Origin of the sequence: Chryseobacterium sp. Tr-659 (assembly GCF_011752975.1) — a bacterium.
In the GTDB taxonomy this organism is placed as follows: domain Bacteria; phylum Bacteroidota; class Bacteroidia; order Flavobacteriales; family Weeksellaceae; genus Chryseobacterium.
On sequence record NZ_VWWP01000007.1, the window covers coordinates 82,144 to 96,432 of the forward strand.

A 14,289-nucleotide genomic window follows, 5' to 3' on the forward strand; every position below is an offset into this window, starting at 1 on the left:
GATCTTCTCTTAACAAACTCTTATTCAATATTAAACTATTTGTTTTGTCTTCTTAAAACTTAGTTAACAATAGACCTTTAGTTTTGCCATAATCGAAATTCAAAAAAACAATTATGAAAATTAACAAAACTATCGGAGCTTTATTATTTGCAGCCCTTGTATTCCAGGGTTGTAATGATGATAATAATGGAGACAGTAATACTCCTACGAATGACAAAATCAAAATTGAAAATTTTTCCAAAGAATCTGCTTTTGTTTTTGGAATGCCAGGTTTTGAAAATCTGAACATCACGACGCTTATCTCAAGCTCCGATGTGCTTTCCGGATCTCCTGATTTTGTATTCGGAGGACAGCCGGACGGAATGGGAATTATGAAGGATCCTAACTCTGACGGATATCTGATGATTACCAACCACGAAATCAAACAATCTGTATCAAGAGTATATTTAGATAAAACATTCAAACCTTTCAAAGGAGAATACATTCTTAACGGAACAGGAGGAATGACAAGGTTATGTTCTGCTACTTTAGCAACTCCTGAAATCCATGGTTTCAGCGCATTCCTTACTGCTGGAGAATCTGGAGAAGAAAGTATGGTTCATGCCATAAATCCACTGGCACCGGCTTCTCAGGCATCTGATAAAACAAGAGTAAAGCCAGCTTTAGGAAAAGCTTCTATGGAAAATGCAGTTCCGCTTCCTAAAGATGTTTCTAATGGAAAATCTTATATTATGATTGGCGAGGACCAATCTTACTCTTCTTCTCATCAGTCTGCCGGACAATTGATTATGTACGTAGCAGATACACAAGGTGACCTGGAAAACGGAAAATTATATGCATTAAAAAGAACCAACAATAACTACACGGAAACTGACATGACAAAAGGAACCAGCTACGATGTAGAATTTGTTGAAATCCCTGGAGCTAAAACCCTTACAGGAGCACAGATCAATCAGAAAAATATTGACAATAATGCGATCCGTTTCTCAAGAGTTGAGGATGTAGATTACAGAAAAGGGGCAGGAAAAGGAAGAGAAATCTATTTTACCGCTACCGGAGAATCTTCTGACGGAATCAACCCAAAACCGGGATTAACAATGTGGGGAAGAGTGTATAAACTTGTTCTTAATGCCAATAACATGTTGACAGGAAAATTGGAGGTTGTAGCAGAGGGAGACTCCAACCCGGGGAAAAACCTTATCAATCCTGATAATTTATGTGTAACTGAAAACTATGTGTATATTCAGGAAGACGGGGATTCATATTACAAAGCTGCAGCCCATGATTCTTATATCTGGCAGCTGAATATTGCTACAAAACAGTATAAGCCATGGTTAAACATGAAGCATAACAGAAATGACGCGGCATGGCAGACTGCTTATAACCAGTCCGGAGATCTTCAGAAGTTCGGTTCTTGGGAGTTTGGGGCAATGACTGATATTTCTGATATTATTGGTGTTCCTAACACATTTACGGTAAACATCCACTCTCATACATGGCAATTGGATAAATTTAAGAACCCTGACGGATCCGGAGTTAATACCAACAAGGAAGGCGGACAGGTTGTTATTATCAGAAACGTAGAAAAATAAGTTTAATTATTCCATAAAAAATCAAAAGTATCAATAGAATTCTCTGTTGATACTTTTTCATACCTATGAAGAAACTTTCAAAATATCCTATTCTCTTATTTCTGTATGCTGCTTCAGCTCTTTTTGTGCTTTCTTATTGCAAGAATGATAAACAGCAGCCCGTTAATGAAGATCTCGGTTCCGTAAAAAATCAGATTCTCAAAAATAATGAGGATTTTGAAAAACAAATCAATGAGTTGATTCAGCTTATTTCCGGTAATCAGGATGAAAAAAAACTTCAGGAAAAGTTTGAACAACTAAGAAAAACTTACAAAAAAATGGAATGGGCGGTAGAGTATTTTCTTCCTCATTCTGCCCGGTTCATCAATGGTCCTGCCCTTCCTGAAATAGAAATGGATGAACACACGGAAATAGAACCGGAAGGACTTCAGGTTTTGGAAGAAATGTTATATCCTTATGACAAAGCCAATAAAGAAGAGATCATAAGGTTTTTAAACAAACTCATTAATAAAAGCAACACGATCAAAACAAATTTCCAGGTCATTACCGTAAGTAAAGATCAGGTTTTTGATGGATTAAGGCTGGAAGTTTTCAGAATTTCAAGCTTAGGAATTTCCGGATTCGACACTCCTGTTTCCGGTACATTCTTGCAGGAAATACCTTATGCTCTTCAAGGTGTGCAGGAAACGCTGCAGCAGATTTCAACAGATCAGTCTAAAGAAAAAGCGTTAAAAAGCATCATTTCCGAGATCAATTCCGCTATTAAAGTTCTAAAAAAAAATACGGATAAAAACTCTTTTGATTACGTCAATTTTATTCCTGATCATTTTAACAGGATAACGTCTTTATTGCTGGAATTTAAAAAACAGGAAAAGATTCCGGAAGTAGAAGTTACCACAGCTTTGAATAAAAATGCAGCTACTTTCTTTTCAAAAAATGCTTTTAATCCTAATGCCTTTACTCCGGGGAAAGAATTTGTATTTTCTGATGCAAAAGCAGCTCTCGGACAAAAGCTCTTTAATGATAAAATTCTTTCCAATGATAACAATAGGAGCTGTGCTACCTGTCACATTCCGGAAAAAGCATTTACTGACGGGCTTGCCAAATCAATGTCACTGGAAAATTCGGAACTTGCAAGAAATGCTCCGTCTCTGAATTATGCCGGATTTCAGCATGGCCAGTTCTGGGATATGCGTAAAGATGATCTGGAAGGTCAGAGCGCCGATGTTATATCCAACAAAGAAGAAATGCATGGTAATCTTGAAGTGATTATTGCGAAAATTAATAAGGATAAAGCCTATCAGTCTGAATTTAAAAAGATATATCATTCCCCAAAAACAGAAGTGTGGCAGTTGCAAAATGTATTGGCAAGCTATATCCGGTCTTTGGCAAAATTCAATTCTGATTTTGATGAATATATGCGCGGAAATAAATCTGCCATGACAGAGAATCAAAAGCGTGGGTTCAATCTTTTTGTCGGAAAGGCACAATGTGCAATATGCCATTTTATTCCTTTATTCAACGGAACAGTTCCGCCTACATTTAAGAAAACGGAGCAGGAAGTTCTGGGAATTGCCGTAAATGGGGAGAATAAAGCATTTGATAACGATCCGGGAAGAGGAAAATTCCATGAAACAGTGGCTGCATTACAGCACTCATTTAAAACTCCTACCCTTCGAAACATCAGTAAAACAGGGCCATACATGCATAACGGAGGCTACAAAACCCTGAAGGAAGTGATGAATTTTTATAACAAAGGAGGAGGAAAAGGAATGGGCTTTAAAGTAGAAAACCAAACGCTTTCAGATGCGCCACTAGAGCTTACAAACCCTGAAATTGACGATATTATTGAATTTATGAAAGCTTTGGATGATAGATAAGCTTTTCAAAAATATACAATAGAATACTAAGTAGTCTGTTTAAACAGCTTTAATATTAAAAACTCCTGAATCAAATCTTTTCAGGAGTTTTTTTATTCGAAATTTTCACAAAAAACAGAAAGACTATCTGGCTTGAATATTTAGTCTTCTTTAAATGCAAAAAGCGCATAAAAACATTAGATTAAATCAATGTTATACTGTGTTAAAAACTTTTACAGAACAATAAATATTATTAATTTTGAACTAGTTTTTTTACATGAAAAGGGTTTTACTGTTATTATTATTTCTGACCACCTTTTTGGCTTATTCGCAATCAAAAATCAAAGTTGTGGATGATGCCAATCAAAAGCCTGTTTCTAATGCTAAGATATCATGTGACAGCAAAATTATTGGATATACTAATGAACAAGGGGTTCTTGAGTTCAAAACCGGATGCAAGATCATAGAAATTGAAGCAGACTCTTACCAGAATGAAAGTACCATGGTTGAGAGCAGCATGGAAGTTTCCATGGTTAAGAAAACATCAAAAACAACAGCTATTGAAGCCATCGTTATTGAAGATAAAAGTGATCCCAGAGCATTGGAGATCCTGAAAAAAGTCAATAAGCTTTTCAATGAAAATTCGCCTAAAAGTCTGGGTTCTTATTCCTACAAATCTTATGAGAAAATCTCCCTGGATATTGATGAGGATAGTCTTTCACAATTTAATCAGTATTTTAATGATCTTAATCTTTTCAAAAAGAAAAGAGAAAAAGACTCGTTAAACAACATAAAGGCCAGAAAGATATTTTCCAAAAGCAAACTTTTCTTATGGGAAAGAGCTCAGGAATTCCTGTACTCCAAAAAATACGGTGAAAAGATCAATATCCTGGATAACAGGATCTCTGGTCTTAAACAGCCTATTTATGAAATGATTGCGCTTCAGCAAAGTAACAGGGATGTTGTGCCGGAGCAGGTAAAACCAGAAAACAGAGGTCTTTACAGGTTCTTCCTTTCTGATACAGTAACACTTGACGGGAGAAAGAATTTTGTGATCCGTTTCCGTGAGGTTAATTATAAGAACCTCGATAAAAAAAGAAAATACAATGGTGCTATTTACGTAGATATGGAAACCTACGGAATTAAAAAAATTGAAAATTCCAGCAAAAATAAAAATGACGGAATTATCACCAGTACATGGGTATTCTACAACAATAAATGGTTTCTTGCCCACGAAAAAGCAAAGCTTAAAATGGGTAAAATGGCGATGGATGACAAAGACCACGCCGAGGATAAGAAAAACAAAAAAAGCTTCGGTACTTATGCTTTCCTGACCTCAAAATATTTCGATTTTGAAGCTCCTATTGAAGAAAATCCCAAAGATTTTAAAGGCTATACTTTCTCTGTAAAGAATATTGACGGACATTCACTGGACAAATACAGAACCGATCCTCTCACTGAAAGGGAGCAAAATACCTATAAAACAATCGACAGTTTAGGAAAAAAATACAAAATCGACGGTAAGGCACAGATATTATCCGGATTGCTTAACGGCCAGATCAGGGTTCGTTCTGTAGATTTTGCTGTGGATGAGATTGTTAACTATAACTCCTATGAAGGATTCCGACTTGGATTAAAAGCTAAACTCAACGAAAATTTCAACCCATATTATTCTCCGGATTATTATTTTGCCTACGGTGTAAAAGACAGAAAATGGAAGTATGGAATGGGGCTGGATATAAAGACCACCCTGGAAAAGAATTCATTTTTCAGAGTTGAAATCTATGATGATGTAACGGCATCAGGAGAGTTCAACAGAAAGCTATGGAATTTTAAAATGAGAATGATGAATTTCGGGAATAACCTGAATAATGACAGGTATTTTCACTTCAAAGGAGCCTCATTATCTTATCTTAATGATGTAACCAACGGCCTTACCCTTGCTTTTGCAGTAAGACGAAATATAGAAGAAGCTGAGTTCGATTACCAGTTCAGAGACAGAGGTTCTTCGTATAAGAATTTCAATACTTTATTCACCTTAAAATATTCTCCGAATTCTACCAATATCATGACCCCTCAGGGCAAATCCCTTATTGATCAGAAATATCCGGAGCTTTATTTTAATTATGAACAGAGTTACCAGGCGCTGGGCGGAAATTTCAACTACTCCCGTTTTGATGCTCTTTTTGTACATAATTTCAAAACACCGATCGGAACTACAGGTTTCAGGTTGTATGGCGGTCTTGTATTGGGACAAGCTCCTATCTGGAAAAACTTTACCATGAACGGGCTTGCTTCTCCGGGAAAGGATTTCAACTTCAACCTTACTTCTTATCTTGGATTTGCAACACTGGAAGGCGGAAAGTATTATAATGACAAATTCATAGCGTATTATTTCACACACAAGCTTCCATGGTACTTCAAAAGTTTCGGACATAATGTTTCCAGCTTTGATTTTGTGCTGAGAGGAACTATTGGAGACATGAAGCATCCGGAGTATCATCAGTTTAAGTTCAAAAAACTGGACCACCTCTATCAGGAAGTAGGATTGGAATGGAATAATTTCCTTTCCAGCTATTTTAATCTGGGAATATTCTACAGGGTGGGCTATTATGCAACCCCGCATTTTAATCAGAATTTCGCTATTCAGTTCAAATTGAAATTCCTGGAATTCTAATACTTCCCTCCAAAGAACACACATTATAATATAACATTTATAGATTAAAAGATATGCAGACAATCGAAATAAAAGCAGAGCAGTTTTTTGAGTTATTAAAACTGAAAGATACCTCAATGTGGGAAATTTTCTCCCAAATGATCGACGGAAATGAAAAGGAAATCATCTTTTTAGACAACGACAATAAAATCCTTTTCAACTATATTTTACCTTCTGCAGTGGAAAAACTGGAAGAGGACAGAAAGGAATTCTCAAAACAGTTCTCAGAAAAATTAGCTAACTTCAACTAAAAATCCTGATGAACAAAAGTTATTTTTTTTCCCTTCTGGGCTTATTTTTCTTTAGTATCGGAAGTGCTCAAAATTATAAAAAGCCACTGGTATCCGCCATTAAAGAAGCCGATCTTCGTAAAGATATGTATGAACTGGCTGCCGATCAGTTCTGGGGCCGGGAAGCAGGAACTTTAGATGAACTGAAAGTTTCCATGTGGCTAGCTGATAAAGCCAAGGAGGCCGGAATGAAACCTGCCGGAGACAATGGAACATTTTTCCAGTTCTTTGACATGTACAGACATCAAATCATTCCTCAAAGCAGTATGAAAATTGGAGGTAACAACCTGAAATTATGGAATGATTTTCTGGTCTCGGAACCTGTTAATGCTTCTGTGGATGCAGACATCATCTATGCAGGAAATGCTGAACCTGAAGATCTGTCTAAGCTGAATATCAAAGGAAAAGTACTGGCTGTAAATGCTTCTGATAAAAATATCTCGAAGGACATGACACTTTTCGTAAGAAGATATCCTGGATTTGTACGAACGAAATATTATAACAAAGCTTTTGAGCTTGGAGCAAAAGCCATTATTTTCATTACGGATGATATTTCCGAGCAAAGCTGGGTAGAAGTGCTTCCTCAGATGACAAGAGGCAGTTATGGTGTAGAAGGGCTAAGAGAAAAGATCACCAATAATATTCCTGTTTTATGGATCAAAAGAGATCATGCAGACTGGGTAAAAAACAATCCTAAGATTTCCCTGAACCTGATCACTGAAACCTACAAATACCCTTCAGTAAACATCATTGGAAAAATAGAAGGAACCGATCCGGTTCTTAAAAATGAATATGTTCTCCTCAGCGGGCATCAGGATCACGACGGGATAAGACATCCTGTAAAAAATGATACGATTTACAATGGTGCTGACGACAATGCCAGTACCTGTGTAGCGATGCTGGCCATGGCAAGAGCCTACAAAAAACAACCCGGAAAAAGAAGTATTCTGTTTGTGTTCCATGGTGCCGAAGAAAGAGGTTTGTTAGGTTCAAGATGGCACGCTGCTCATCCTGTAGTTCCAAAAGAGAAAATTGCAGCAGTATTAAATGGTGATATGATCGGAAGAAATGATAATAATGAAGCGGCTTTATTGGGAGGAAATGCTCCTCATAAGAATTCGGAAGAGCTTGTAAAAATGGCGGAAGAAGCCAATAATGAAAGTACAAAATTCAAGTACCTGAAAGATTGGGATTCTCCGAGCCACGCTGAATATTTCTATTTCAGAAGTGATCATCTTCCGTATGCTAAAATCGGAATTCCTGCTGTATTTTTTACGAGTGTACTGCATGATCAGTATCATACTCCTCAGGATGAATCTGAAAACATCAATTATAAAAAGCTGTATAAAATGACTGAATGGATGTACAGAACATCCTGGAAGGTGGCTAATGAAACTGAGCGGCCGAAGGTAATTTCCAACTTTTCGCTTGAAAGATAGGGTATAAAATTCATCCATTATTTTGCAGAGCCTTCATAAGAGATAAATAAAAAAGCTTCACAGATTGTGAAGCCTTTTTTCATCCTTGTGTTTTTAGAATCTACGAAAATTAAGTATTAAATCATTTGTGTTATATTGTTCCGAAAAAAGAAATCTTTTTTCGATCTGTTTTTTAGATAAGCAGATTCATCAGAGACGGATCATTGTTGAGATAGTTGACAAAGAAATCATACTGCTTCATTTTATTAATCAACGGTGAGAAATCTTCCTTCTGCTTTAAAGCAATCCCTACAACAGCAATTCCTTTCTCTTTTGAATTTTTCTGAGTGTATTCAAAATAAGTAATATCATCATCAGTTCCCAGCACATCCATTACAAAAGTTTTTAATGCTCCGGGACGCTGCGGAAATCTTACCAGGAAGTAATGTTTTAATCCGGCATACAGCAATGCTTTTTCCTTGATTTCTTCCATCCGGGTAATATCATTATTGCTTCCGCTGATGATGCATACTACATTTTTTCCCTGTATTTCATCTTTGTATTTTTCCAGTGCGGTAACTGATAATGCTCCGGCTGGCTCCACTACAATGGCATCTTTATTATACAAGGACAATATGGTTTCGCATACAGATCCTTCATCTACCGTTACCATATCATACAGTACATTTTTACAGTGTTCGAACGTGAGTTCACCCACCTGCTGCACTGCTGCACCATCTACAAACCGGCTTATCTTTTCCAGAAGAACGGGCTTTCCTTTTTCAATAGCTTTTTTCATACTTGCCGCTGCTGAAGGTTCTACCCCGATGATCCTGGTATGTGGAGACAATTCCTTAAATACGGAACAGATCCCTGCCGCCAGCCCTCCGCCACCTATCGGTACAAAAAGATAATCGACTGAGTTTTCTGCCTGCTCCAGGATTTCCAATGCAGTTGTCGCCTGCCCTTCAATGATCGCCGGATCATCAAAGGGATGAATAAATGCGCTGTCGTGGTCTTTGCAAAACCTCATCGCGGCATCTTTTGCAGCATCAAATGTGTCTCCGTACAGAACAACATCAATATAACTTCCTCCGAACATTTTTACCTGCTCCAGCTTTTGTCCGGGTGTTGGCAAAGGCATAAAAATGGTTCCTTTCACCTTCATGGTATGGCATGCAAAAGCAACTCCCTGAGCGTGGTTTCCTGCACTGGCACAAACAACTCCTTTCTCAAGCTCTTCGCGGGACATGGTTGCCATTTTATTATATGCTCCTCTGATCTTGTAAGATCTTACCCTCTGAAGGTCTTCTCTTTTAAAACTTATATTGGAATTATAAATTCCTGACAGGTTATTATTGACAGCTAAAGGAGTTCTTACCACAACATTTCTCAGTCTTTCCTCCGCTTTATAGACATTCTCCAAAACGGGGGAACACGTTTCCTCTTTCATCATTGTTATTATTGGTTTAGTTATTCTCCGGTCTCAGACTTCTTACGGTCTTTCCGGCCTGCCACATTTCACTTTCCCTTAATTCGGTAAGTTCTACTTCCAGCTTTTCTCTGTAATCAGGTTTGCTGTTGCTGTCGATGGATCTTTGTGCTTCGTTTCCTTTGGCAACATTATCATATAGTTCTTCAAATAAAGGAGAAGTAGCATCTCTGAAACGCTTCCACCAGTCCAATGCACCTCTCTGTGCTGTTGTACTGCAATTGGCGTACATCCAATCCATTCCGTTTTCTGCAACCAGTGGCATTAATGACTGAGTTAGTTCTTCTACGGTTTCATTGAATGCTTCTGAAGGGCTGTGTCCATTTTTTCTCAGCACATCATATTGTGCGGCAAATATTCCCTGTACGGCTCCCATCAATGTTCCACGTTCTCCTGCAAGGTCGCTGTATACTTCTTTTTTAAAATCGGTTTCAAACAGATAACCACTTCCAATTGCTATTCCCAAAGCGGTAACTCTGTCCCTTGCTTTTCCTGTAGCATCCTGATAAACGGCAAAACTGCTATTTAGCCCTCTGTCCTGCAAAAACATTCTTCTTAACGATGTTCCTGAACCTTTAGGAGCTACAAGAAATACATCTACGTCAGCTGGAGGAACAATTCCTGTACGTTCATTGAAGGTAATTCCGAAACCATGGGAGAAATACAGTGCTTTTCCGGGAGTCAGATGTTGTTTTACTTTTGGCCAGTATTCGATCTGTGCGGCATCACTCAACAGGTAGCAGATGATGGTTCCTTTTTGCAGCGCTTCTTCAATTTCAAATAAGGTTTCACCAGGAACAAATCCGTCTGCTACTGCTTTATCCCATGATTTGGAGTTCTTCCTCTGCCCTACAATCACGTTAATTCCGTTATCTTTCTGATTAAGGGCCTGCCCCGGTCCCTGTACTCCATATCCTATTACTGCTACCACTTCATCTTTTAATACTTCCTGGGCTTTTTTTAATGGAAACTCTTCTCTTGTTACTACGTTTTCCTCTACTCCGCCAAAATTTAATCTTGCCATTTTTTTGATTTTATTTATTATTATTTATCTGATTATGAAACGGTTTAAACTATTATTTTTAAGTTTAAACGACTTTAATGGTATGCTTAACTCGCATATTCTACTACCGTAAGATTCGGGCTTCTATGATAATGAACCTCCAGAACATCTACCTGCTTTTCCATCTGGCGGGTGATTTTCTGAACTGACTCTTCGGTTTCTTTAATAATGATTACAAACTTTTTTACTTTCTCAATTTCGGAAGGACCTGCATTGAAACTTACAATAGAAATCCTTCTTCTTGAAAAAATAGCATTAATCCTGCTGATCAGCCCCAGATAATCTTCTGTATAGGCGGTAATGGTGTATTCTTTATGATCTGTTTTCATCTTTTTGATTTTTTAAAATTTATTATTCAAGACAATCTCCGACACACTCTTCCCCTGTGGAATCATCGGAAATACATTATGTTCTTTTCCTGTCATCACTTCAAGAAGAAAAGCTCCTTTATGATCAAGCATATCATGAAGTGCTTCTTTTAAATCTTCTCTTTGTGTAACTTTTCTACCGGGAATACTATATCCCTTCGCTACCTGTACAAAATCAGGGCTCTGAATATCTACAAATGAATATCTCTCTTTATGAAACAACTCCTGCCACTGTCTTACCATTCCCAGGTAACAATTATTAAGAATTAAAATCTTAACATCCGGACGATACTGCATGATGGTTCCTAATTCCTGAATATTCATCTGTGCACCTCCATCTCCCATTATAGCAATTACGGGACGGCTATTTTCTGCATAAGCAGCTCCCATAGCGGCAGGAAGACAGAATCCCATAGTCCCTAAACCACCACTTGTAATATTCGTGCGGGAATGTTTAAAGCGGGAATACCTGCAAGTTGCCATCTGGTGCTGTCCTACATCCGTTACAATTACAGCTTCACCGGCTGTCATTTCATTAAGATGACGAATCACTTCTCCCATTGTAATCTCACCATCTGTAGGATAAAGTTCACTGTTGATCAGATTTATACTTTCAATCTCGTGACAGTCTTTAAATCTTTCAAGCCAATCCGGATGTTCTCCTTTTTCAATCATTGCTGTCAAAATAGGAAGTGTATGTTTACAGTTTCCAAGAACCGGTACATCAACTTTTACATTTTTATTGATTTCAGCTTTATCAATATCAAGATGAATAATCTTTGCCTGCTTTGCGTATTGATCCAGCCTGCCTGTAACACGGTCATCAAAACGCATCCCAACAGCAACCAATACATCACATTCATTTGTTAAAATATTGGGCCCATAATTTCCGTGCATGCCCACCATTCCAACAGCTTGTGGGTGATCTGTAGGAATAGCGCTCATCCCTAAAACCGTCCATGCTATCGGAACTCCTGCTTTCTCTGCAAATTCCAGGAACTCTTTTTCAGCTTTTCCCAACATAATCCCTTGCCCTGCAATAACAAATGGTTTCTTTGCTTCGTTGATCAGAGCAGCGGCTCTTTCAATATATTCCAAATCAGGAACGGGATCCGGTTTATAACTTCTTAATGAATGACATGGAGAATATCCTTTATATGCGACAGATTGAAGCTGGGCATTTTTAGTTACATCAATCACGACCGGCCCCGGACGACCTGATTTTGCAATATAAAATGCTTTCGCCAGTACCTCAGGAAGCTCGTTGGCATCCGTTACCTGATAATTCCATTTGGTGACCGGACTTGTTATATTCATTACATCAATTTCCTGGAAGGCATCTGTTCCCAAAAGATGGTCAAAAACCTGTCCTGTAATGCATACCAAGGGCGTATTATCCAATAAAGCATCTGCTAATCCTGTAACAAGATTGGTAGCACCCGGTCCGCTGGTTGCTAAAACCACTCCTGTTTCTCCTGATACTCTTGCTAATCCCTGTGCAGCATGTACTGCTGCCTGCTCATGACGTACCAGAATATGTTCCAGTTTTCCATGATAATCATAAAGAGCATCATAAATAGGAATAATGGCACCTCCCGGATAGCCAAAAACCGTTTTTACACCTTCCTGAAGAAATGCTTCCAGGATTACCCGGCTTCCGCTAAGCTGTGTTTCTGTCGATAAATTTAAATTCTTCATGATGTTGGGTATTATGAAATTTCGTCTGTAACACAACCTTCTGCGGCAGATGAAACAGTCAATGCGTATTTATAAAGCAGTCCTTTCTTTACTTTCAAAGGAGGTTTCTGCCAGCCTTCTTTTCTTTGTTTAATTTCTTCTTCCGAAACTTTAAGCTGTATGGTATTGTTAACAGCATCTATCTCGATAAGGTCATTATCTTTTACAAAAGCAATCAATCCTCCTTCGTGGGCTTCCGGAGTGATATGTCCTACTACAAAACCATGGGTTCCTCCACTGAATCTTCCATCTGTAATTAAGGCAACACTGCTTCCTAAGCCTGCTCCTATAAGAGCACTGGTGGGTTTTAACATTTCCGGCATTCCGGGAGCTCCTTTCGGTCCTTCATTGCGGATAACAATAACGTCTCCATGCTGTACTGTTCCATCCTGAATTCCTCTGATGAGATTTTTTTCGCCATCAAAGACACGGGCCTTTCCTACAAAACGCTCACCTTCTTTTCCTGTTATTTTGGCTACACTACCCTTTTCAGCAAGGTTTCCATATAATATTCTCAGATGCCCGGTAGCTTTCACAGGCTCAGACAGAGGTTTTATAATTTTCTGTTTATTAAAATCCAGATTCGGAACATCTTTCAGGTTTTCAGCCAATGTCTTTCCGGTAACGGTAAGGCAATCTCCGTGTAACAATCCTTCTTCCAGCAGATATTTCATAACAGCAGGTGTTCCTCCGTGTTCATGCAGATCCTGCATCAGATATTTTCCACTTGGTTTAAGGTCCGCCAATACAGGTGTGCAGTCGCTCATCTTTTGAAAATCATCCTGCGATAAAGCTACCCCTACACTTTTTGCCATTGCTATAAAATGCAGTACAGCATTGGTACTTCCACCAAGAACCACGATTAAACGGAGTGCATTTTCGAAAGCTTTCCGCGTCATGATATCAGAAGGTTTGATGTCTCTTTCCAATAATATTTTCAGATATTTTCCAGCCTCGTGGCATTCGTTCTGTTTTTCTTTGCTTAAAGCCGGATTGGATGAGGAATAAGGAAGACTCATGCCTAGTGCTTCTATTGCTGAAGCCATTGTATTGGCCGTATACATTCCACCACATGCCCCGGCTCCGGGACAGGAATTCTTTACCACGCCATCAAAATCTTCTTCTGTTATTTCTCCAGCTATCTTTTTGCCCAAAGCTTCAAAAGCTGAAACGATATTAAGCGGTTCTCCTTTATAACAGCCCGGAGCAATAGTACCTCCGTACACCATGATGGATGGTCTGTCCAGTCTTCCCATTGCGATGATCGTTCCCGGCATATTTTTGTCACAGCCCGGCAGTGCAATTATTCCGTCATAATACTGAGCTCCACAGATGGCTTCAATACTGTCTGCAATTACATCGCGGCTTACCAGTGAATAACGCATTCCGTCTGTTCCGTTGCTCATTCCGTCGCTTACTCCAATGGTATTGAATATCAAACCTGCCAGCCCGTGGTTCCAAGTCCCTTTTTTAACCATTTTTGCAAGATCATTGAGGTGCATATTGCAGGTATTTCCGTCATAACCCATACTGGCGATTCCGACCTGTGCTTTATGCATATCTTCTTCTGTAAAACCTATTCCGTAAAGCATTGCTTTTGCAGCAGGCTGTTCTTTGTTTTGCGTGAATGTCTTTGAATATTTATTTAACATATTATCCTTCATTTGCGGTTCTTCTCTTTTCTTTTAAATGAAATTCTTTATTTAATTTTCATCCAAAACTACAGCTTGTAATATTTTTTTCATTTCCAACTT

General features: G+C 38.4%; 10 protein-coding genes. 5 read left to right on the plus strand and 5 right to left on the minus strand.

Annotated elements, in window-relative coordinates; genetic code table 11:
- Positions 1–113: 113 nt before the first annotated feature.
- From F3J23_RS15245 to F3J23_RS15265, 5 genes are all read left to right on the plus strand, one after another.
- Positions 114–1,592: a hypothetical protein gene (locus tag F3J23_RS15245; RefSeq protein WP_167030813.1), complete on the plus strand. Its 1,479-nt coding sequence runs from the start codon at positions 114–116 to the stop codon at positions 1,590–1,592.
- Positions 1,593–1,657: 65 nt separating this feature from the next.
- Positions 1,658–3,472, plus strand: a complete 1,815-nt coding sequence (locus F3J23_RS15250; protein ID WP_167030815.1) for a cytochrome-c peroxidase — start codon at positions 1,658–1,660, stop codon at positions 3,470–3,472.
- A 256-nt stretch (positions 3,473–3,728) separates the two neighbouring features.
- Positions 3,729–6,128, plus strand: a complete 2,400-nt coding sequence (locus F3J23_RS15255; RefSeq protein WP_167030817.1) for a hypothetical protein — start codon at positions 3,729–3,731, stop codon at positions 6,126–6,128.
- Between the two features lie 53 nt (positions 6,129–6,181).
- Positions 6,182–6,418, plus strand: a complete 237-nt coding sequence (locus F3J23_RS15260; RefSeq protein WP_167030819.1) for a hypothetical protein — start codon at positions 6,182–6,184, stop codon at positions 6,416–6,418.
- A gap of 8 nt (positions 6,419–6,426) precedes the next feature.
- Positions 6,427–7,896 carry a M20/M25/M40 family metallo-hydrolase gene (locus F3J23_RS15265; RefSeq protein WP_167030821.1) on the plus strand — a complete coding sequence of 490 codons (1,470 nt, stop codon included), beginning with the start codon at positions 6,427–6,429 and terminating at the stop codon, positions 7,894–7,896.
- A gap of 172 nt (positions 7,897–8,068) precedes the next feature.
- Here F3J23_RS15265 and ilvA read toward each other — a convergent pair whose 3' ends face one another.
- The 5 genes from ilvA to ilvD form a co-directional block, all read right to left on the minus strand.
- Positions 8,069–9,331 (minus strand): threonine ammonia-lyase, encoded by a 1,263-nt coding sequence (ilvA, locus tag F3J23_RS15270; protein ID WP_167030823.1) that lies wholly within the window; start codon positions 9,329–9,331, stop codon positions 8,069–8,071.
- Positions 9,332–9,344: 13 nt separating this feature from the next.
- On the minus strand, positions 9,345–10,391 hold the full coding sequence (gene ilvC, locus F3J23_RS15275) for a ketol-acid reductoisomerase (RefSeq protein WP_167030825.1): 1,047 nt from the start codon (positions 10,389–10,391) through the stop codon (positions 9,345–9,347).
- Between the two features lie 86 nt (positions 10,392–10,477).
- Positions 10,478–10,759, minus strand: coding sequence for an ACT domain-containing protein (locus F3J23_RS15280; protein ID WP_167030828.1), 282 nt, complete (start codon positions 10,757–10,759; stop codon positions 10,478–10,480).
- Between the two features lie 12 nt (positions 10,760–10,771).
- Positions 10,772–12,496 carry a biosynthetic-type acetolactate synthase large subunit gene (ilvB, locus tag F3J23_RS15285; RefSeq protein ID WP_167030831.1) on the minus strand — a complete coding sequence of 575 codons (1,725 nt, stop codon included), beginning with the start codon at positions 12,494–12,496 and terminating at the stop codon, positions 10,772–10,774.
- Positions 12,497–12,507: 11 nt separating this feature from the next.
- On the minus strand, positions 12,508–14,187 hold the full coding sequence (gene ilvD / locus F3J23_RS15290; RefSeq protein ID WP_185156464.1) for a dihydroxy-acid dehydratase: 1,680 nt from the start codon (positions 14,185–14,187) through the stop codon (positions 12,508–12,510).
- Positions 14,188–14,289 lie beyond the last annotated feature (102 nt).